The following is a 19,629-nucleotide window of genomic DNA, read 5'->3' on the forward strand; positions in this document are numbered from 1 at the left end:
GTCGCGGACTCACCCGTCCAGTCGCGACCTCACACGTCCGGCAGACGCGGTCTCACACGTCCGGCGGACGCGGTCTCATACGTCCAACTGGTCGGCGACCGCGCGCAGCAGGCCCGCGATCTTCGCGCCGGAGACCTTGTCGGGGTAACGGCCCTTCTCCAGCATCGGCGTGATGTTCTCGAGGAGGGTCGTCAGATCCTGGACGATGGACGCGAGTTCGTCCGGCTTCCTGCGCGTGGCGGCCGCGACGGATGGCGTCGGGTCGAGAATCACGACCGAAAGCGCCTGGTCACCGCGCTGTCCGGCGACCACTCCGAACTCCACCCGCTGGCCGGGCTTGAGAATCTCGACTCCGGCGGGGAGGACCGAGGAATGGACGAAGACGTCACCGCCGTCGTCGCGGGAGAGAAAGCCGAAGCCCTTCTCGCCGTTGAACCACTTGACCTTGCCGGTAGGCATGCCTGTCCTCGTCCTCGTACTCGTCGGAAAACTGCTCTGAAACGGCTCTGGATAGCACTCGGGCGGGTCGTCGGGACCCGCCGGTACCAAGGCTAATGGTCTTCAAGCCGGTGACAAGACGTCACCGGGTTGTTCCTTCGCGCAGGAACTACCCTGGTCCGGTGCGCGACAAAACCCAAACCAATTCCGCCGAGCCCGGTGACCGACTGATCCGCGCCGGTGCGCTCCTGTTCTTCATCGGTGCAGTGGCCACACTCGTCACCGTGGCCCCGTTCCTCCTCGGTACGACGCCTTTCCCGACGTACATGTTCGGCCTGAGCATGCTCATGGGCGTCGGCTTCGTGCTCGCCGGCGCGGGAATGCTGCGGTCGATCGCGGCGGGGCGCCGTCAGGCGCGGGTCTCACGGTAGGCGGAGAGCCAGGCCGGGAACTCGGTGAGGTCGGCGAGGACCACGTCCGCGCCGGCCTCGGTCAGCTCGGCGGTGTCGCACGGACCGGTGGCGACGGCCACGGAGAGGGCGTCGGCCGCCCGGGCGCCCCGGATGTCCCCGACATGGTCGCCGACGTAGACGCCGGCACCGTGCTCACGCAGCGCCACCGCCTTCTGCTCGGCCCACAGGTCGCCGACGACCGCGTCCGGTTCGATGCCCAGGTACTCCAGGTGCAGCTTGGCGTTGGGTTCGTGCTTGGCGGTGACGACGACCGCCCGCCCACCTGCCGTGCGCACCGCCGCGATCGCCTCGCGGGCGCCGGGCAGCGCGAGCGTCGGCTCGATGGCTATCGCCGGGTACATCGACCGGTAGAGGTCACCCATGGCCGCCACCTGGTCCGCCGGGAACCAGTGGGCCAGCTCCTGGGCGAGCGGCGGGCCCAGCCTCGTGACCGTCAGGTCGGCGTCGATGTACGTCCCGGTGCGCTCGGCCAGCGCCAGGAAGCAGGCGCGGATGCCGGGCCGGGAGTCGATGAGGGTCATGTCGAGGTCGAAGCCGACGGTCGGAGCGGAGGACGCGGGAGCGGCGGAGGAGGCTGAGAACGCGGGGGCGGCGGCGGATGCGGGTTCGGTCGTCGAGGCCATAGGGGCCATTGTGCCCAGGGCCGGTGACAGACAGGCGTCCGCCTGGTGGCGCGCCGCCCCGCGCTGCCCGGGGCCGATGGCCCTCCGCCGTCCGCCTACCGCCGTCGCTGTGACCGCCACACCAGGAACAGGGCCGACGCGACGGCCGCCCCCCGGACCACCCACGGCCAGGTCTCGGAGATCGCGTCGTTCATGTGGCCCTCGGCGATGGGGGTGCCCCAGCGGCCCTCGGTGCGGCCCCACAGCCAGACCAGACCGGCCGTGACGGACAGGCCGGGCAGGACCATGACCGCCCACTTCGTCTCGGCGTCGCTCAGCCGCCGGGAGGCGTACGCGATGGCCCATCCCAGCACCAGGGCGATCCAGTTGCCGAGGAAGGCACCGGCGACGAGGAGTCCGGCGGCGATCAGCAGGAAGGGGTTGCTCCAGCCACCCGCGCCGCCGGGCAGGAAGCGGCGCCGGGCGGGCAGCGGGGCGTCCACGACGGCCTCCCCGGCCTGCGCGACCCCCGCGGCCCCCGCCTTGGGCCGCCACCAGGTCCTCCCGAACTTCCCGGGCTTCCCGGGCTTCCCCGTTGCCTCGCCGACCACGGCGGCCTTCTCCACCGCCGGGGCGGTCTGCCCGGCGGTCTCCTTCTCCGCCCCGGGGGCCTCCTTCGGCGGTGGGGGCCTGAGCAGTTCCGGGATCTCCACCCCGCCGACGAACCCCGGCACGCTGTCCCCGACCCCGAAGGGGCTGCTGTCCACCCGCCACCAGTCGGGCTGCGTCGCGCTGTCACCGAGCTCGTCCACGCCCGCGCGGTGCGGCGAGGAGGGCACGTGGTCGTCGGGCGCGGACTCGGCCGACGTCTGGGCGGGGCGCGGGCGCGGCACGATCCGCCGCAGCCGCTTCGACCGCCCGGTGTCCTCGCTGTCCTGCCTGGCCTCGCTGTCCTGCCTGGCCTCGTCGTCCGCGACTCGCTGTACGGGAACGGCGGCGGCCGGGGCCTGCGGAGCGCTCCCGGTGCCGGTGCCGTCGCCGCCCGCCGCGTCGACGACTTCGTCGGGGCTGCCGAGCCTGGCGATGATGCGGCGGACGGCGGCGGGGCTGTCGACCGGGGCCTTGGCGCGTCGCCGGTCGATCTCGTTGCGCAGTTCCGAGACCAGACGCATGCGGGTGGACGACGGCAGCTGACGTTGCTGTGCCACGTCGCCGACGCGGCTCAGATACTCGTAGACGACCTGATCGCTCTCGATACCCACGAAGTTCCTCCGGGGGGCAGCGCATTGAGACCCCGTTGGATGACCGTACCGCGTCCGTGCGGCTGTCCGGAGCCGGTGCGGGGGTCGCCGGGCGTGCCCTCGCGGACCCCCGCCTCGGCGCGCACGGCCTCGTCCTCGAACACCGGGCGGACAGGGGCACCCGCTACCGTGGGTTCGATGAGCACCCCGGCCACCTCGCCCCGTTCCCTCGCAGAGGCACTCCGCGTGCGGGACGACGCGTCCCTGGCCGCCCTGCTGCGGGCCCGTCCCGATCTCATCGCCCCCGTGCCGACCGACCTCACGCAGCTCGCGACCCGTGCCGGCACCCGCGCGTCGGTCGTCCGTGCTCTGGAGCGGCTGGACCGGTTCGCGTCGCAGACCGCCCAGGCGCTGGCGGTGGCGGCGGACCCGGCGTCGTACACCGAACTGCTGGGTCTGATGGCCGGCGACCAGGAGGACGCGGCGGTCTCCGCCGCGCTGCCCCGGGCCCTGGACACCCTGCGCGAACAGGCCCTGGTGTGGGGCGGTGACGACCGGCTGCGGCTGGTCCGCACGGCCCGTGAGCTGCTCGCGCCCTCACCGCAGCACCCGTCGCCGACCGGCCTGGGACCGACCGTGCGGGAGGCGACGGCGGGCATGTCGCCGGGCCGTATCCAGGAGATCGTGACGGCGGCCGGGCTCCGCTCGACGCACGACTCGGTGTCCGCGGTCACCGCGCTCACCAGGCTGTTCACCAACCGCAAACGGATGGCGAAGCTGCTCGCCGGTGCCCCCGAGGACGCCACGGAGGTGCTCGCCCGGCTCGTCTGGGGACCGCCGTACGGGCAGGTCACCGCCGACCCCGCGACCCATCTGCGGTGGCTCCTGGACCGGGGGCTGCTGCTGCCGACGGCGCCCGGGACGGTCGTACTGCCCCGGGAAGTGGCCCTGCACCTGCGGGGCGGGCGCGCGCACCGCGCCACGGAGCCGCTGCCGCCGGTGGTCGAAGTGGTCGTCACGCACCGTCCACAGGTTGTGGACGCGACCGCGGCGGGGCAGGCGTACACGGCGCTGGCGACCGTCGAGGAACTGCTGAAGGACTGGGACGAGGGCGGCCCGGCGGTGCTGCGGGCTGGTGGTCTCAGCGTCCGCGACCTGAAGCGCACCGCTGTCGCCCTGGACCTCCCCGAGCCGGTCGCCGCGTTCTGGGTGGAACTCGCCTACGCGGCCGGGCTGATCGCCTCCGACGGCGAGAGTGCCGAGCGGTACGCGGCGACCCCGGCCTACGACGAGTGGCTGGAGCAGCCCCCGGCCCTGCGCTGGGCCCGGCTCGCGGAGGTCTGGCTCACGGCCACCCGCACGTCCGGTCTGGTGGGCGGGCGGGACGCGAAGGAACGTGCGTTGTCGGCGCTCGGGCCGGGACTCGACCGTTCCGCCGCGCCCGAGGTACGGCACCGGGTGCTGGCCCTGCTGGCCGAGCTCCCGGAGGGCGCCGCCCCGTCCGCCGAGTCGGTGCTCGCCCGGCTGCGCTGGGAGCGCCCGCCGCGCGGCCCGGTGGGGGTTGCCCCGCGCGAGCCCGGCGGCAACGACGACCTGCGCGGCCGGCTCGCCCGGTGGGCCCTGTCCGAGGCGGAGCTGCTGGGTGTGACGGGCCGGGGCGCGCTGTCGGCGCACGGGCGGGCCCTGCTGGGCGCGCCCGCACCGGGGGCCGCGGGCGCGCCGAACACCTCGACCGCCTCGGCCACTTCGACCCCATCGGGCCCGTCGGCCGCCTCATTCGACTCATTGGGCTCATCCGACTCGTCGGCCACGTCGGCCACGGCAGTCACCTCAGCCACTTCGGCCACCGACCCGACCACCCCCGGCGACAAGCTGCCCGTCCACCATCGCCCGGACCTCGTGCAGCCCCTCGCGCAGCCCCGTCCTCCCCTGGCGCCCCTCTCGCCCTCCGAGCAGGCCACCGCCTCCGCGACCGCCGCCCGGATCCTCGCCCCGCTCCTCCCCGAGCCCCTGGACCACGTCCTGCTCCAGGCGGACCTGACGGCGGTGGCGCCCGGTCCGCTCAAGCGCCCGCTGGCGGAGATGCTGGACGTGCTCGCGGACGTGGAGTCGAAGGGCGGGGCCACCGTCTACCGGTTCACGCCCGGCTCGGTGCGGCGCGCCCTGGACTCCGGCCGGGCAGCCTCCGACCTGCACGCCTTCCTCGCCGCCCACTCGCGTACGCCGGTTCCGCAGCCTCTCGCGTACCTGATCGACGACGTGGCCCGCAAGCACGGCCACCTGCGGGTGGGCGCCGCCTCCGCGTACGTCCGCTGCGACGACGACGCGATACTCAACGAGATCATGGCCGACAAGCGTGCCGCGGTCCTGCGGCTGCGCCGCCTCGCGCCGACCGTGCTGGCCACCCAGGCCGACCCGGCCACGCTCCTCGACGGTCTGCGTGAGATGGGCTTCGCCCCGGCCGCCGAGTCCGCCGAGGGCGACGTGGTGATCACCCGCGCCCTCGCCCACCGCACCCCGCCGCGCACGGCGCCCGAGCCGGTCCCGGACGGTCCCCCGGCCCCGGACGCGACCCTGCTCGCCGCCGCGGTCCGTGCCATCCGCGCCGGTGACCTCGCCTCCACCGCCCCCCGCAAGGACACCGCCGCCCCGGTCGGCTCGGGCGAACTCCCCCGCACCAGTGCCGCCGAGACCCTCGCGACCGTGCAGGCGGCCGTCCTCACCGGCGAGGCCCTGTGGATCGGCTACGTCAACGCCGAGGGCTCCGCCACGCAGCGCGTCATCGCCCCGATCCGGGTCGAGGGCGGCTTCGTCACGGCGTTCGACCACACCGCGGACGAGGTCAGGACGTATCCGCTGCACCGGGTCACCGGTGTCGCGGAGCTCGCCGACGACCGACCTTGATCGTCGCCGGTTGAGGCACACTGGACGTTTGGCCGTGCACAGCCGTTGCAGAGCCACGCAGGTACCGCAGAAAGGCAGCCGCGCGTGAATGGTCCCCTCATCGTCCAGTCCGACAAGACCCTGCTCCTGGAAGTCGACCACGAGCAGGCCGACGACTGCCGTCGGGTCATCGCGCCGTTCGCGGAGCTGGAGCGGGCCCCGGAGCACATCCACACCTACCGGGTGACGCCGCTCGGCCTGTGGAACGCGCGGGCGGCCGGGCACGACGCCGAGCAGGTCGTGGACGCGCTGGTGCAGTACAGCCGGTATCCGGTGCCGCACGCGCTGCTCGTGGACATCGCCGAGACGATGGACCGGTACGGGCGGCTGACCCTCAGCAAGGACCCCGCGCACGGGCTGGTGCTCACCTCCACCGACCGGCCGGTGCTGGAGGAGGTGCTGCGTTCCAAGCGGATCGCCCCGCTGGTCGGCAACCGCATCGACCCCGACACCGTCGCCGTGCATCCCTCCGAGCGCGGGCAGATCAAGCAGACGCTGCTGAAGCTGGGCTGGCCCGCCGAGGACCTCGCGGGGTACGTCGACGGTGAGGCGCACGCGATCGAGCTGGCCGAGGAGGGGTGGGCCCTCAGGCCGTACCAGAAGCAGGCGGTGGAGAACTTCTGGCACGGCGGGAGTGGCGTCGTCGTCCTGCCGTGCGGCGCGGGCAAGACGCTCGTCGGTGCCGGGGCGATGGCGCAGGCGAAGTCCACCACCCTCATCCTCGTCACGAACACCGTGTCGGCCCGGCAGTGGAAGCACGAGCTGGTGAAGCGGACGTCGCTGACCGAGGAGGAGATCGGCGAGTACAGCGGGACCAGGAAGGAGATCCGGCCCGTCACCATCGCCACGTACCAGGTGCTGACGACCCGGCGGAAGGGCGTCTACCCGCACCTGGAGCTGTTCGACTCCCGGGACTGGGGGCTGATCCTCTACGACGAGGTGCACCTGCTGCCCGCGCCGGTCTTCAAGTTCACCGCGGATCTGCAGGCCCGGCGGCGGCTCGGCCTGACCGCGACGCTCGTCCGGGAGGACGGGCGCGAGTCGGACGTGTTCTCCCTCATCGGGCCGAAGCGTTTCGACGCGCCCTGGAAGGAGATCGAGGCGCAGGGCTACATCGCGCCCGCCGACTGTGTCGAGGTGCGGGTGAACCTGACCGACTCCGAGCGGATCGCGTACGCCACCGCCGAGACCGAGGAGAAGTACCGCTTCTGCGCGACGACCGCGACCAAGCGGAAGGTGACCGAGGCGATCGTGCGGCGGTTCGCCGGTCAGCAGATCCTCGTCATCGGGCAGTACATCGACCAGCTGGACGAGCTGGGCGAGCATCTGGACGCGCCCGTGATCAAGGGGGAGACCAGCAACGCCCAGCGCGAGAAGCTCTTCGACGCGTTCCGGGAGGGCGAGATCAGCGTGCTGGTGGTGTCGAAGGTCGCGAACTTCTCGATCGACCTGCCGGAGGCGACGGTCGCCATCCAGGTGTCGGGGACCTTCGGGTCACGGCAGGAGGAGGCACAGCGCCTGGGTCGGGTGCTGCGGCCCAAGGCGGACGGGCACCAGGCCCACTTCTACTCGGTCGTCGCCCGCGACACCATCGACCAGGACTTCGCCGCGCACCGGCAGCGGTTCCTGGCGGAGCAGGGCTACGCCTACCGGATCGTCGACGCGGACGAGCTGCTCACGGAGAGCTGATCCGCGGCTGACTCCGAGCCGGCGGGGGCGGCGGTCACCTGCGACGGACGCCCGCCTCCTCGCCGTACTCGCCGAGCACGACGACGTCGAACGCGGCGCCCGCGAACACCTTGACGGCACGCAGGGCCTCACCGAGGACGTGCCGGTGGCTGCCCAGGACGGGGGTGGCGCCGGCCGGCCGGGGCGGGCGCGGAGCTGGGGTTATGGTTGCTGCGCTCATGCCTCCATGGTGGCTCTCCCGGCATAAGGACAGCATCGGTCTGAGGGACCGACCCGCGTGGTCACCGCGTAGTACTTGGGGGCGAGGTGCCGCCCTCAGGATGGAGGGGGCCCCTGACGTTTCCCCCTAGGGGGAGGCGGAAAATCCGTTGGCCCCCGCCTCCCCCACTCCCTTAGAATCTCCGCTCTTGCCCGCCTCCCGTACGGAGTGCGGCCGCCCGGACGGAAACCGGTCGGCGTTCGCAGTCACGCATTCCGCAGCTACGTACCTCGCAGCCGCGCTTCTCGCAGCCCTGTATCCGCTGGTCCACCGGAGGCACCACCTTGTCCACGCCCGTAGGCGACGACCCGCTCGCCCGAGAACGCTCCCACCTCGCCGGCTCCCGTGCCGCCCTGCGGGCCATGCGGGAGGACGTCGAGTCCCTCGACATCAGTGATGTCACCGCGAACTGGGTCAACGCCGAGGTCCTCTCCCGCCAGATCGACGACCGCATCAAGGCGCTGGCCGACCTGAGCGGGACCCCGCTGTTCTTCGGCCGCCTCGACTACCTGCACGCTCCCGGCGCCGAGCAGGCCGAGGGCGCGGAGGGTGAGCGGTTCTACGTCGGGCGGCGGCACGTGCACGACCAGGACGGCGACCCGATGGTCATCGACTGGCGCGCACCGGTGTCGCAGCCGTTCTACCGGGCCTCCAAGAAGGACCCGATGGACATCGCGCTGCGCCGCCGCTTCGGCTACACCGGCGGTGACCTCACGGCGTACGAGGACGAGCATCTCTCCGACCCCGCCGAGGTGGCGAAGACCAGCAAGCTGCTCCAGCGGGAGATCGAACGGCCGCGTGTCGGCCCGATGCGGGACATCGTGGCAACCATCCAGCCCGAGCAGGACGAGATCGTACGCAGCGGACTGGGCGGGACGGTCTGTGTGCAGGGAGGACCCGGCACCGGGAAGACCGCCGTCGGTCTGCACCGGGTCGCCTACCTCCTGTACGCCCACCGCGAGCGGCTCGCCCGCACCGGCACCCTCGTCATCGGGCCGAACAGATCCTTCCTGCACTACATCGAGCAAGTGCTGCCCGCGCTGGGCGAGTTGTCGGTGAGCCAGGCCACCGTCGACGACCTGGTCGGGCATGTCGAGGTGCGCGGCACGGACGACGCGGCGGCGGCGGTCGTCAAGGGCGACGCGAGAATGGCGGACGTACTGAGGAGAGCCGCCTACTCGCATGTCACCATGCCCACCGAGTCGGTCGTGGTGGTGCGGGGCTCCCGTCGCTGGCGGGTCGCCGCGTACGAGGTCGAGGACATCGTCCGCGAGTTGCTGGACCGGGGCATCCGGTACGGCGCCGCCCGGGAGGCCCTCCCGCAGCGCATCGCGCACGCCGTGCTGGTGCAGATGGAGCGGTCGGGGGAGGCCCCGGACGACCGGGTGCAGGACGCGGTGGCCCGCAACCCGGCGGTGAAGGCGGTCGTCAAGCAGGTCTGGCCGCCCCTCGACCCGGCGAAACTCGTGCTGCGCCTGCTCACGGACGCAGACTTCCTCGCCGAGCACGCTCGGGAGATCCTCACCGAGGAGGAGCAGAAGACGATCCTGTGGGCGAAGCCCGTCCGCAGCGTCAAGGCGGCCAAGTGGTCGCCCGCCGACGCGGTCCTGGTCGACGAGGCGCAGGACCTGATCCAGCGCACCCACTCCCTGGGCCATGTGGTGCTGGACGAGGCGCAGGACCTCTCCCCCATGCAGTACCGGGCCGTCGGCCGCCGCTGCACCACCGGTTCGGCCACCGTCCTCGGTGACCTCGCGCAGGGCACCACCCCCTGGGCGACCCGGAGTTGGGACGAGGCGCTGGCCCACCTCGGCAAGTCGGACGGCGTCATCGAGGAACTGACGGCCGGTTTCCGCGTCCCCACCGACGTCATCACGTACGCCTCCCGGCTCCTCCCCCACATCGCGCCGGGGCTGACCCCGGTCGCGTCGGTCCGGGAGAACCCGGGCTTCTTCGACGTCCGCCCGGTCACCGGTGCCGCCGAAGTCGTCGCCGCCTGCGAGGAGTTGCTGCGCAACGAGGGCTCGACGGGCCTGATCGCCGCCGACGCCCGGGTCCCGGCCCTGGCCGAGGCGCTCATGGCGGCGGGCATCGGTTACCTGGCCCCGGGTGAGGAGACCACACGGGAGACCCGCCTGACCCTGGTCCCGGCTTCCCTGGCCAAGGGTCTGGAGTACGACTATGTGGTGCTCGACGAGCCCCGGGCCGTGGTCGACGGCGAACCCGACGAACGGACCGGCCTGCGCCGCCTCTACGTGGCCCTGACCCGGGCGGTCTCGGGCCTGATCGTGACCCACACGGCGGCGCTGCCGCCGCAGCTGACGGACTGACGGCACGCCGTGCGGGCCGCCCCCTTCGCCGGAGGCGGCCGCGCGGTCGTACCGGCTGCTTCGGGTCGCGGTCGTAGCGGCGACTTACTTCGGGTCGCGGTTGAACTGCGCCATCGACCACCGGTAGCCGAGCGCGGTCAGGCCCACGCACCAGGCGATCGCGATCCACCCGTTGTTGCCGATCTCGGTCCCGAGCAGCAGGCCGCGCAGGGTCTCGATGGCGGGGGTGAACGGCTGGTACTCGGCGATCGGCTGGAACCAGCCCGGCATCGTGTCGGCCGGGATGAAGGCGCTGGAGATGAGCGGCAGCAGGATCAGCGGCATGGCCATGTTGCTGGCCGCCTCGGCGTTCGGGCTGGCCATGCCCATCCCGACCGCGATCCAGGTGAGCGCCAGGGCGAACAGCGCGACCAGCCCGAACGCCGCCAGCCACTCCACGACGGTGGCGTCCGTGGACCGGAACCCGATGGCCACCCCGACGGCGCCGACCAGGACCACGCTGGCCATGCACTGCAGCACGCTGCCGACGACGTGCCCGACGATCACCGAGCCGCGGTAGACCGCCATCGTGCGGAAGCGGGCGATGAGGCCCTCGGACATGTCCATGGAGACGTACACCGCGGCCCCGATCACGGTGCTCCCGACGGTCATCAGCAGGATGCCCGGGACGATGTAGGCGATGTAGTCGGAGCGGTCCGCGCCGCCGATGCCCGCGCTCATCACGTCGCCGAAGATGTAGACGAAGAGCAGCAGCATCATGATGGGCGTGAGCAGCAGGTTCAGGGTCGCGGACGGGTAGCGCCAGGCGTGCAGCAGGTTGCGGCGCAGCATCGTGTGCGAGTCGCGGACGGCGAGGGAGATCCGGGCCGGGCGGGCGGGGGCCAGGGGGGTGCTCATCGGAGGTTCTCCTTCAGTGGGTCGGGCTGGTTGGGGATGTCCGCCGGGCCGGTCAGGGCGAAGAAGACGTCGTCGAGGTCGGGGGTGTGCACGGTCAGCTCGTCGGCCTCGATGCCGGCCGAGTCCAGCAGGTCGAGGATGGAGCGCAGTTCGCGTTGGCTGCCGTCGCTGGGGACGTGCAGCGCGAGCGCCTCGTCGCCGGAGGTCCTCCCGGTCGAGGCCGGCCGGGAGTGCGGGAGGGTGACCTCGCTCAGCGCGGAGGCGGCGGACCGGTAGGCGGCGGGGTCGGTGAAGCGGAGCCGGACGTGCCCGCCGGGGATGAGCCGCTTGAGTTCCTCGGCGGTGCCCTCGGCCGCGAGCCTGCCGTCGTGGAGTACGGCGATACGGTCGGCGAGCTGGTCGGCTTCCTCCAGGTACTGGGTGGTGAGGAAGACGGTGACGCCGTCGGCGACGAGCTCGCGGATGATGCCCCACATGTTGTGGCGGGAGCGCGGGTCGAGGCCGGTGGTGGGCTCGTCGAGGAAGATGATCCTCGGGTCGCCGACCAGCGTCATGGCGAGGTCGAGGCGGCGCTTCATGCCGCCGGAGTAGGTGGAGGCGGGCTTCTTCGCGGCGTCGGTGAGGTCGAAGCGTCCGAGGAGGTCGGCGGCGACCTGGCGTCCCTCGCGCTTGGACAGGTGGTGCAGGTCCGCCATCAGGAGCATGTTCTCCTCGCCGGTGATCAGCCCGTCGACGGCGGAGAACTGCCCGGTGACACCGATAGCGGCGCGCACTCCGTCCGGCGAGGTGGCGATGTCGTGGCCCGCGACCTGGGCCTGCCCGCCGTCGGCGGTGATGAGGGTGGACAGGATCTTCACCGCGGTGGTCTTGCCGGCGCCGTTCGGGCCGAGCAGCGCGAAGACCGAGCCGGCCGGGATGCGCAGGTCGATGCCGTCGAGCACCACCTTGTCGCCGTACGACTTGCGCAGACCGACGGAGGTGATGGCGGCCGGGGCCGGGTGACCGTCCCCCGTCTTGGACGTGGGCATGACAGATGAAGGCATGGGGCCCTCCCTTTCGAAGGCTGGGCGGGTGGCTGAAGTGGGCGGGGGGCGAGGCCGGTTGGGGATGTGGTGCTCAGGCCTTGGCGCGGCGGACGTCGATGTTGCCCCAGTTGGTCCGCGCGTGGACCTTGACCGTGTCCTCGGTCTGCGCCGGGGCCTCGGACGCGGTGAGGGTGTTGCGTACCTGGCCACGGTTGGAGCTGACGTCGAGCCAGGCGGCGGTGCCCTCACGGATGCCGATCTCGATGGGCCCGTTGGAGGTCTCCAACCGGACGTCCCCACGGGCGACTTCGGCGACGCGGAGGGAGCCGTTGGTGGCGGTGCCGGTGACCGACGCCTCGGCGCGCGCGATGTCGATGCCGCCGTTGGCGCCGTTCACCCGCAGCTCGCCCGTCACGGCGCCGACGGTGGTGGTGCCGTTCGAGTTCTTCAGGACGGCGGGGCCGTCGACGACGCCGACGCGCAGACTGCCGGAGCTGGTGGTGATCTCGGCCTTGCCCTCGACCCGGTCCACGGTGATCGAGCCGTGCGACAGGGACAGTTGCAGCGGGCCGGTGGTGTCGAGGCGGACGTCGCCGGTGGAGCTCTTCACCCGGACCTCGCCGAGCCGTCCCTCACCGAAGACCTGGACCCAGGCGCCGGTCAGGTCGACGCGCGAGTCCGTGGGCAGCTCGACGGTCACGTCGACGGCACCGGTGGGCCCGATCACGCGCCGTTCCTTCGTCCAGATGGTCAGGACACCGCTCGCGTAGCTGACCTCGGTCTGCTCGGCCGCCCGCACGTCCTTGTTGCCCTTCGGGTCGCGGGGCCGTACCTCGACGACGGTGTCGAGGCGGTCGCCCGCGGTGAACTGGATGGAACCCGCCCCTACGTGCGCGGTGACCGAGATCGGTGCGGAGGTGTCGAAAGAAGGCATGACTGTCCCGTCCTCTTGGCTCTTCGGGCCGTCCCCGCTGGTGGGACGTGGTGTAGGTGTGAAGGGGTGCGGGCAGGGGGCGCGGCTAGCGCACCCAGCCCGTGAAGCTCTGTCCGAGGGTCTGGACCTTCTCCGGCGTACGCGGCCGGGTGCCGCCGTCGACCGCGGCCGACACGGCCCGCACCAGCCACGCGTTGACCGACAGGCCCTCGCGGCTCGCGGCCTCCTCGGCGCGCGTCTTGAGGTGGGCCGGCAGACGCAGGTTGACGCGGGCGGTGCCGCCCTCGTCACTGTCGGCCGGGGCCGGGGCCCTGGACGGTTCGACGGGCGCGGTCGGCTCGGCGGGGGCGTCGCCGTAGGTGGGCGGCGGTGTCACCACGAAGTCGGGGTCGAGCCCGCGCAGCCGTACGTCGACCGAGCCGGGGGCGAGTTCACGGGTGATCTCGTCCATCGCGGCGGAGAGCACGTTGAGCATGGTCAGCCGGGTCGCCGACTCCAGGGGAGCGGTCAGCCTCTCCGCCAGCTCGCGGGCTTCGTCGCCGCCGGCCTCGGCGGCCACCGCGAGTTCACGGCGGAGGGTGTCGACATACGGGGTGAGGTCCATGACGCCATCATGGCACCGTTATGGCACCACACGCAAGGCCGGTTGGCGCCTCATGGCGAGTGGATCTCGACAGAGAGCCTTTGAGCTGGGAAAACATGAAGAAATCGACCTGAGTCATCGTGATGCCGTGCGGGCACATCCGCCTCTTGGGGGTGCGGAAGGGAGCCAAGTGGCACCGTCTGGCGCCACGTGACACCGGATGGCGCCAGGCGGTGCCATCCGAAACGCCATGTGGCGCCACTCACCCCTCGTCCAGCACCCGCCGCCACCGCGCCACCGCGTCCGCCGACACCGGCCGCCCCCAGCCGTCCGGCCGCGCCGCCCCGCCGATGTGGAAGCCGTCGATACCGGCCGCCAGCAGCCGCGGTACGTGATCGAGCCGCAGGCCGCCCCCGACCAGCAGTCGCTGCTCGTACCCCGGCTCGCCGCGCCGCGCCGCCTCCGCGAGCAGCGTGGGGAGGCCGTCGTCGACCCCCGAGGCGGAACCGGCCGTCAGGTACGTGTCGAGGCCGGGCAGGCCGTCCAACTGCTTGCGCAGCGCGTCCCGGTCTGCGGCGCGGTCGATGGCCCGGTGAAACGTCCACGGGCAGCCGTCCAGCACGCCCACCACCCGCTCCACGGCCGGCAGGTCCACCCCGCCGTCCGCGTCGAGGAACCCCAGCACGAACTCCTCGGCCCCGGCCTCCCGCAGCTCCCCGGCGGCCCGGACCACCCGGTCCACCCCGGCGGCACCCCCGGCCGCGAACCCGTCCGTCAGCCGCAGCATCACCCGCAGCGAGATGTCGACGGCCGCCCGGATCCCGGTGACGGTGCCGGGCGACGGGGTCAGCCCGTCGGCCGCCATGTCGGTGACCAGTTCGAGGCGGTTCGCGCCTCCGGCCTGGGCGGCGACCGCGTCCTCGACGTCGAGGGCGATCACCTCCAGGACTGCACGGTTACTCATGGGGCCCCAATCGACAGCGGCGTTCAACGACGACTACAGGTCTAGTCCAATTTAAGACTACGCCCCTGCGGTCCACACCGTGTCGGGTGCGGGCAGTGGGGGGCTGGTCGCGCAGTTCCCCGCGCCCCTGGGTCAGGCACCTGAGCCCGCGCCACGGAAGACCCGCGTCACGGACCAGACCCACACCCCGGGGAGGCCCGCACCCCGGGGAGGCCCGCACCACGGGACAATGGCCCCATGGCCGACCCCGACGCCCTGCGCACCCGCTTCGCCCGCGCCCTGGAAGGAGCCCGCACCCCCGAGGCCACCGGCCCCGAGGCTCCCGGCCCCGCCCTCGACCCCGCGCCATACGCCGACAACCTCCTCGCCCGCTGGCAGGAACCCCAGCGCCGCTACCACACGCTCACTCACCTGACCGCGGTCCTCGACCACATCGACGTCCTCGAACAGCACGCCGCCGACCCGGACGTCGTACGCCTGGCCGCCTGGTTCCACGACGCGGTCTACCACCCCGACCGCTCCGAGAACGAGGAACGCTCGGCCCGTCTCGCCGAGCGCGCCCTGCCCGAGGCCGGGGTCCCGGCCGCGAAGACGGCCGAGGTGGCCCGTCTGGTCCGCCTCACCGTCACCCACGACCCGGCCGACGACGACCGCGACGGCCAGGTCCTGTGCGACGCCGACCTGGCGATCCTCGCCGCGCCGCCCGCCGCGTACGCCGCCTACACGGCCGCCGTCCGCGAGGAGTACGGCTTCGTCCCCCCGGACGCCTTCCGCGACGGCCGCGCCGCGATCCTGCGCCAACTCCTCGACCTGCCCGCGCTGTTCAGGACCCCGCACGGCCGGGCGGAGTGGGAGGCGACGGCCCGCTACAACCTGACCGCCGAGCTGGAAATGCTGTCGACCTGAGGCACCGGCCCTCATACCCTGCCCCTCATGAGGGACTTGGGTGGGGAACGGGTGGAGGAGGCCGTCGCGGGCGCGCTTGCGCTGCTGCGGACGGCGACGGACCGGGACTGGGACGGAGTGCGGGCCGACCGGCTGGAGTGGAACTGCCAACGCACCGCCGAGCACCTCGCGGGCGCGCTGTTCGCCTACGCGGGCCAGCTGGCGAGCCGACCGCGGGACGCGTACGTCCCCTTCGAGATCACCCTGGAGGAGGGCACCGACCAGGACGGCCTGCTGGACGTCGTCGGGACGGCCGCCGCGCTGCTGGTCGCCGCGTTCCGCGCCACACCCCGCCGGGCGCGAGCCTTCCACCCGTTCCCCTTCCGCAGCGCGAACCGGGAGGGCTTCGCCGCGATGGGCGTCGCGGAGACGCTGCTGCACACCCGGGACATCGCCGACGGCCTCGGACTGACGTACACACCGGCCCCCGAGCTCGCCGAGTACGTCCTGACCCGGATCTTCCCGACCGTCCGGCCCGGCCCCGACCCCTGGCAGACCCTGCTGTGGGCCACCGGCCGCGGTGAGCTGCCCGGCCGTGAGCCGGTCACCGAGTGGCGCTGGTCCAACAACCTGGTTCTCCCCGCCGACCGCCTCACCTTGGAGGGCGTCACCCCCGCGGCCGCCGCCGACCTGTGCGCGGGCGGCGACGGCGGCTTCGACTGGCTGGACGGCGGCCCCTTCGAGGGCACGCTGGAGGCCGCCGGGATGATGCTGAAGGCGTACGAGGCGGGCGTGCACCGCCCGGAGTTCGGCCTGTTCGCCCTGGTACGGCGGAGCGACGGCCACGCGGTCGGCGGCATGGGCTTCCACGGGGCACCGGACGAGGAGGTCCAGGCGGAGGTCGGCTACGACCTGGTGGAGGGCGCCCGCGGCCACGGCTACGCCACCGAGGCACTGCGCGCCCTGTCGGAGTGGGCGCTGGCCCGGGACGACGTACGGTCCCTGTTCGCGACCGTCGAGGCGGACAACACCCCGTCCCAGGCGGTGCTCTCCCGCGCCGGGTTCAGGCAGGTCAGCGAGGACCTCGACGACGAGGGGCTGCTGGCGTACCAACTACGGCGCTGACTCAACCCGCTTGGGAGCCGCGCGGCCGACTCCGCCCGCTCACGAACCGCGCGGCAGCGTCCGCCCCTTCGGTCTGCGCAGTCCCGCCCCGTGCAGCAGCCGCACCACCTCGCGGCTGCTGACCTCCACCGCGCCCGCCGCCACCACGTCCCCGTACCGATCCGAGGGAATGTCGTAGTGGTCCCGCTCGAAGGCCCGGGGCGGGACGCCCAACTTCTCGGCGAACGCGTGCAGTTCGTCGTACGAGACATCGCTGACGAGGTGGGACCACATGCGTCCGTGGCCCGGCCAGGTCGGCGGGTCGATGTAGACCGTCACGAGGGGCTCGGTCCCCCGATGGCGGACCCCAGCGAGCCGACCGCCGCGACCTTCACCCCGGCTTTGTGGCACACCCAGCGCGGATCCGGGCCGAGCTCCGGCTCCACCTCCAGCGCGTGCGGGTCGCCAGCCCCGCACACCGGGCACAGCGGCCAGCGGCCGTAGGCCTCCAGCAGGGCGTCCTGCACGTCCTGCGCGACCAGCCCGGCCACGAACTCGACGCCTTCCGGCCACTGCTCGACCCACCAGCGGCGCTGGACGACGGAGTCCTCGACCATGGACACCACGTCGGCGGCGGCGACCTCGTTCGAGGCCAGGTCGGCGAGCACGAGAGCGCGTGCCGCGTGCAGCGCCTGCTCCAGGGGGCTGATGGGGTCGCTGATGGGGTCGCCGCCGGTGGCACTAATGGGGTCGTGGCTGGGGTCGTCGCTGGGGTCGTCGCTGGGGTCCATGCCCCCATTGTGCGCACTCTTGACCGCGACACCGAGCCGAAAATATCTTTCACTCGTGACGCGCGAAGTGAAGGAAGTTTTCAGCGGGGGCCGGGGCAGCCAAGGCCCGCCGCCCGTGCCCGCCGCCCTGGCCGCCAAGGTGCGCACGCTGGCTCCGTCCATGACCCGTTCCATGCAGCGGGTCGCCGAGGCCGTCGCGAGCGACCCGGCCGGCTGCGCGGCCCTGACCGTCACCGGCCTCGCCGAACTCACCGGCACCAGCGAGGCGACCGTCGTCCGCACGGCCCGTCTGCTCGGCTACCCCGGCTACCGCGACCTGCGCCTCGCGCTGGCCGGCCTCGCCGCCCAGCAGCAGTCCGGCCGGGCGCCCGCGATCACGACGGACATCGCGGTCGACGACCCGATCGGCGACGTCGTCGCGAAACTCGCCTACGACGAGCAGCAGACCCTCGCGGACACGGCGGCCGGCCTGGACACCGTGCAGCTCGGGGCGGCCGTGACCGCGCTGGCCGGCGCCCGCCGGACCGACGTCTACGGCGTCGGGGCCAGCGGGCTGGTCGCCCAGGACCTCACCCAGAAGCTGCTGCGGATAGGCCTGATCGCCCACGCGCACAGCGATCCCCACCTGGCGGTGACCACCGCGGTGCAGCTGCGCCCGGGGGACGTCGCCATCGCGATCACGCACTCCGGCTCGACCGGCGACGTCATCGAACCGCTCCGGGTCGCCTTCGAACACGGGGCGACGACGGTGGCGATCACCGGACGGCCGGACGCCGCGGTGACGCAGTACGCCGATCACATACTGACGACCTCCACCGCGCGCGAGAGTGAACTTCGACCGGCGGCGATGTCGTCGCGGACCAGTCAGCTGCTGGTGGTGGACTGTCTCCTGGTAGGGGTGGCGCAGCGGACCTACGAGACGGCGGCACCCGCGCTGTCCGCCTCGTACGAGGCACTCGCCCACCGGCACCGCCGATAGCCCCGGCCACGTCGGCCACCCCGGCCAGCTCGGCCGCTCCCGCAAGCAGGACATCACACCGTTGATGGGAAAGAGCCACCTCTCACCATGACCTCCACCTCCAACCCCCGTGATCTCCAAGCCCAGTTGGGGTCCCTCACCACCGAGGCGTTCCGTCCCGAGCTCGCCGACATCGACCGGCTGCCCACCCTCGACATCGCCCGCCTCATGAACGGCGAGGACGCCTCCGTACCGAGCGCCGTCGCCGAGCGGCTGCCGGAGATCGCCGCCGCGGTCGACGCCGTCGCCGAACGGATGGCGCGCGGCGGACGGCTGATCTACGCGGGCGCCGGTACCGCCGGGCGGCTGGGTGTCCTGGACGCCTCCGAGTGCCCGCCCACCTTCAACACGGACCCCTCGCAGGTGGTCGGCCTGATCGCGGGCGGCCCGGCAGCCATGGCCACCTCGGTCGAGGGCGCCGAGGACTCGGCGGAGCTGGCCCGGACCGACCTCGACGCGCTCACGCTGACCCCGGACGACACGGTGGTCGGCATCTCCGCGTCCGGCCGTACCCCGTACGCCATCAGCGCGGTGGAACACGCCCGCGCTCAGGGCGCGTTGACCATCGGGCTGGCCTGCAACGCGGACAGCGCGCTCGCGGCGGCGGCCGAGCACGGCATCGAGATCGTCGTCGGCGCCGAACTGCTCACCGGCTCCACCCGCCTCAAGGCCGGCACGGCACAGAAGCTGGTCCTCAACATGCTGTCGACGATCACGATGATCCGGCTGGGCAAGACGTACGGGAACCTGATGGTCGACGTCCGCGCCACCAACGACAAGCTCCGCGCCCGCTCCCGCCGCATCGTCGCCCTCGCCACGGGCGCGGACGACGCCGAGATCGACCGTGCCCTCGCCGCCAGCGACGGCGGGGTGAAGCCCGCCATCCTGACCATCCTCGCCGACGTCGACGGCCCGACGGCGATCCGGCTCCTCGCGGACTCCGGCGGGCATCTGCGCGCGGCGCTGGCGGCGGCGGATCGCTGACATCATCCGACGGCGAACAGCAGCACGACCCCGCCGACGAACATCACCAGACCGCCGCCGCCCATCACCTGCACCAAGCGTCGCTCGAGGCGGAAGTCGATCTCCTGCCGGGTTCCGATCTTCGCCCGGCTCGGCTTCCTTCCGTCGTACACGACAGGCATCACCGTGCCCTCCGGCCCCGGCGAGGTCAGAAACAGCTCGTAGAACTCAGGCCTCTGCACACCTTCCGGCAGCCGGACCTCGAAGTAGACGCGTGCCTGTCCGGCCATGCGGTCCTGGCGTTTGACTATCGCCTCGCCCTCGACCCCGTGCCGCTCCAGACTCGACAGGAGACGGTGGGTCAGAAAGCTCTGCAGCTGGATGAGCAGACTGGTGGTGCCCAGGAACACGAGAGCAAAGCCCACAAGGCTGAGTACGTCGGCAGAGGTTTCCATCAAGGAAAATTAACAGTCACCGCAGCGAGAGAGCC

Annotated in this window: 20 protein-coding genes; 8 read left to right on the top strand and 12 right to left on the bottom strand. The window is 72.5% G+C overall.

Annotated elements, in window-relative coordinates; genetic code table 11:
• Nucleotides 1–75: 75 nt before the first annotated feature.
• Entirely contained in the window at nt 76–459 is a 384-nt protein-coding gene (locus ABZ027_RS13480) for a cold-shock protein (protein WP_356767593.1), read from the bottom strand.
• A 161-nt stretch (nt 460–620) separates the two neighbouring features.
• Between ABZ027_RS13480 and ABZ027_RS13485 the strand changes: the two genes are divergently transcribed.
• Entirely contained in the window at nt 621–869 is a 249-nt protein-coding gene (locus tag ABZ027_RS13485) for a hypothetical protein (RefSeq protein ID WP_356767595.1), read from the top strand.
• Here the strand turns inward: ABZ027_RS13485 and ABZ027_RS13490 are convergent.
• Nucleotides 848–1,534, bottom strand: a complete 687-nt coding sequence (locus tag ABZ027_RS13490; protein ID WP_356767597.1) for an HAD family hydrolase — start codon at nt 1,532–1,534, stop codon at nt 848–850. The genes ABZ027_RS13485 and ABZ027_RS13490 overlap by 22 nt on opposite strands.
• Nucleotides 1,535–1,629: 95 nt before the next feature.
• On the bottom strand, nt 1,630–2,775 hold the full coding sequence (locus ABZ027_RS13495) for a hypothetical protein (RefSeq protein ID WP_356767599.1): 1,146 nt from the start codon (nt 2,773–2,775) through the stop codon (nt 1,630–1,632).
• A 177-nt stretch (nt 2,776–2,952) separates the two neighbouring features.
• Between ABZ027_RS13495 and ABZ027_RS13500 the strand changes: the two genes are divergently transcribed.
• Nucleotides 2,953–5,658, top strand: a complete 2,706-nt coding sequence (locus ABZ027_RS13500; RefSeq protein WP_356767601.1) for a helicase C-terminal domain-containing protein — start codon at nt 2,953–2,955, stop codon at nt 5,656–5,658.
• A gap of 84 nt (nt 5,659–5,742) precedes the next feature.
• A complete protein-coding gene (locus ABZ027_RS13505) occupies nt 5,743–7,386 on the top strand; it encodes a DNA repair helicase XPB (protein ID WP_356767603.1) in 1,644 nt (547 codons plus the stop codon).
• Nucleotides 7,387–7,420: 34 nt separating this feature from the next.
• Here ABZ027_RS13505 and ABZ027_RS13510 read toward each other — a convergent pair whose 3' ends face one another.
• Nucleotides 7,421–7,606 carry a hypothetical protein gene (locus tag ABZ027_RS13510; protein ID WP_356767605.1) on the bottom strand — a complete coding sequence of 62 codons (186 nt, stop codon included), beginning with the start codon at nt 7,604–7,606 and terminating at the stop codon, nt 7,421–7,423.
• Between the two features lie 323 nt (nt 7,607–7,929).
• Here ABZ027_RS13510 and ABZ027_RS13515 point away from each other — a divergent pair, with 323 nt between their 5' ends.
• Entirely contained in the window at nt 7,930–9,975 is a 2,046-nt protein-coding gene (locus tag ABZ027_RS13515; RefSeq protein WP_356767607.1) for a UvrD-helicase domain-containing protein, read from the top strand.
• Between the two features lie 84 nt (nt 9,976–10,059).
• Here the strand turns inward: ABZ027_RS13515 and ABZ027_RS13520 are convergent, their stop codons facing one another.
• The 5 genes from ABZ027_RS13520 to ABZ027_RS13540 all read right to left on the bottom strand — a co-directional run bounded on the left by ABZ027_RS13520 (nt 10,060) and on the right by ABZ027_RS13540 (nt 14,378).
• On the bottom strand, nt 10,060–10,872 hold the full coding sequence (locus tag ABZ027_RS13520) for an ABC transporter permease (protein WP_356767609.1): 813 nt from the start codon (nt 10,870–10,872) through the stop codon (nt 10,060–10,062).
• Nucleotides 10,869–11,915, bottom strand: a complete 1,047-nt coding sequence (locus ABZ027_RS13525) for an ATP-binding cassette domain-containing protein (RefSeq protein ID WP_356767611.1) — start codon at nt 11,913–11,915, stop codon at nt 10,869–10,871. The genes ABZ027_RS13520 and ABZ027_RS13525 overlap by 4 nt, the downstream gene beginning before the upstream one ends.
• A gap of 73 nt (nt 11,916–11,988) precedes the next feature.
• Entirely contained in the window at nt 11,989–12,831 is an 843-nt protein-coding gene (locus ABZ027_RS13530) for a DUF4097 family beta strand repeat-containing protein (RefSeq protein ID WP_356767613.1), read from the bottom strand.
• Between the two features lie 85 nt (nt 12,832–12,916).
• Nucleotides 12,917–13,435, bottom strand: coding sequence for a hypothetical protein (locus ABZ027_RS13535; RefSeq protein WP_356767614.1), 519 nt, complete (start codon nt 13,433–13,435; stop codon nt 12,917–12,919).
• Nucleotides 13,436–13,676: 241 nt separating this feature from the next.
• Nucleotides 13,677–14,378, bottom strand: a complete 702-nt coding sequence (locus ABZ027_RS13540) for a copper homeostasis protein CutC (RefSeq protein ID WP_356767616.1) — start codon at nt 14,376–14,378, stop codon at nt 13,677–13,679.
• 237 nt (nt 14,379–14,615) lie between these two features.
• Between ABZ027_RS13540 and ABZ027_RS13545 the strand changes: the two genes are divergently transcribed.
• Together ABZ027_RS13545 and ABZ027_RS13550 are read left to right on the top strand one after the other, a co-directional pair.
• On the top strand, nt 14,616–15,284 hold the full coding sequence (locus ABZ027_RS13545; protein WP_356767618.1) for a hypothetical protein: 669 nt from the start codon (nt 14,616–14,618) through the stop codon (nt 15,282–15,284).
• A 27-nt stretch (nt 15,285–15,311) separates the two neighbouring features.
• Entirely contained in the window at nt 15,312–16,388 is a 1,077-nt protein-coding gene (locus ABZ027_RS13550; RefSeq protein ID WP_356767620.1) for a GNAT family N-acetyltransferase, read from the top strand.
• 39 nt (nt 16,389–16,427) lie between these two features.
• Here ABZ027_RS13550 and ABZ027_RS13555 read toward each other — a convergent pair whose 3' ends face one another.
• Nucleotides 16,428–16,706 (bottom strand): DUF4031 domain-containing protein, encoded by a 279-nt coding sequence (locus ABZ027_RS13555; protein WP_356767621.1) that lies wholly within the window; start codon nt 16,704–16,706, stop codon nt 16,428–16,430.
• Nucleotides 16,703–17,158: a hypothetical protein gene (locus ABZ027_RS13560; protein WP_356767623.1), complete on the bottom strand. Its 456-nt coding sequence runs from the start codon at nt 17,156–17,158 to the stop codon at nt 16,703–16,705. Before ABZ027_RS13560 ends, ABZ027_RS13555 begins: the two co-directional genes overlap by 4 nt.
• Nucleotides 17,159–17,213: 55 nt before the next feature.
• Between ABZ027_RS13560 and ABZ027_RS13565 the strand changes: the two genes are divergently transcribed.
• Entirely contained in the window at nt 17,214–18,137 is a 924-nt protein-coding gene (locus ABZ027_RS13565) for a MurR/RpiR family transcriptional regulator (protein ID WP_356767625.1), read from the top strand.
• A gap of 87 nt (nt 18,138–18,224) precedes the next feature.
• Entirely contained in the window at nt 18,225–19,160 is a 936-nt protein-coding gene (gene murQ, locus ABZ027_RS13570; RefSeq protein WP_356767627.1) for an N-acetylmuramic acid 6-phosphate etherase, read from the top strand.
• A gap of 2 nt (nt 19,161–19,162) precedes the next feature.
• Here murQ and ABZ027_RS13575 read toward each other — a convergent pair whose 3' ends face one another.
• The gene (locus ABZ027_RS13575) at nt 19,163–19,594 is read right to left on the bottom strand and encodes a DUF3592 domain-containing protein (RefSeq protein WP_356767628.1); all 432 of its coding nucleotides are present in this window, start codon (nt 19,592–19,594) and stop codon (nt 19,163–19,165) included.
• Between the last annotated feature and the right edge of the window lie 35 nt (nt 19,595–19,629).

Source organism: Streptomyces sp. NPDC006332 (assembly GCF_040612855.1).
In the GTDB taxonomy this organism is placed as follows: Bacteria; Actinomycetota; Actinomycetes; order Streptomycetales; family Streptomycetaceae; genus Streptomyces.

Coding starts and splice junctions, on each gene's coding strand:
- ABZ027_RS13500 (WP_356767601.1), top strand. CDS start 2,953: ATGAGCACCCCGGCCACCTCGCCCCGTTCCCTCGCAGAGGCACTCCGC.
- ABZ027_RS13535 (WP_356767614.1), bottom strand. CDS start 13,435: ATGGACCTCACCCCGTATGTCGACACCCTCCGCCGTGAACTCGCGGTG.
- ABZ027_RS13510 (WP_356767605.1), bottom strand. CDS start 7,606: ATGAGCGCAGCAACCATAACCCCAGCTCCGCGCCCGCCCCGGCCGGCC.
- ABZ027_RS13525 (WP_356767611.1), bottom strand. CDS start 11,915: ATGCCTTCATCTGTCATGCCCACGTCCAAGACGGGGGACGGTCACCCG.
- murQ (WP_356767627.1), top strand. CDS start 18,225: ATGACCTCCACCTCCAACCCCCGTGATCTCCAAGCCCAGTTGGGGTCC.
- ABZ027_RS13560 (WP_356767623.1), bottom strand. CDS start 17,158: ATGGACCCCAGCGACGACCCCAGCGACGACCCCAGCCACGACCCCATT.
- ABZ027_RS13540 (WP_356767616.1), bottom strand. CDS start 14,378: ATGAGTAACCGTGCAGTCCTGGAGGTGATCGCCCTCGACGTCGAGGAC.
- ABZ027_RS13480 (WP_356767593.1), bottom strand. CDS start 459: ATGCCTACCGGCAAGGTCAAGTGGTTCAACGGCGAGAAGGGCTTCGGC.
- ABZ027_RS13575 (WP_356767628.1), bottom strand. CDS start 19,594: ATGGAAACCTCTGCCGACGTACTCAGCCTTGTGGGCTTTGCTCTCGTG.
- ABZ027_RS13530 (WP_356767613.1), bottom strand. CDS start 12,831: ATGCCTTCTTTCGACACCTCCGCACCGATCTCGGTCACCGCGCACGTA.
- ABZ027_RS13490 (WP_356767597.1), bottom strand. CDS start 1,534: ATGGCCTCGACGACCGAACCCGCATCCGCCGCCGCCCCCGCGTTCTCA.
- ABZ027_RS13545 (WP_356767618.1), top strand. CDS start 14,616: ATGGCCGACCCCGACGCCCTGCGCACCCGCTTCGCCCGCGCCCTGGAA.
- ABZ027_RS13520 (WP_356767609.1), bottom strand. CDS start 10,872: ATGAGCACCCCCCTGGCCCCCGCCCGCCCGGCCCGGATCTCCCTCGCC.
- ABZ027_RS13550 (WP_356767620.1), top strand. CDS start 15,312: ATGAGGGACTTGGGTGGGGAACGGGTGGAGGAGGCCGTCGCGGGCGCG.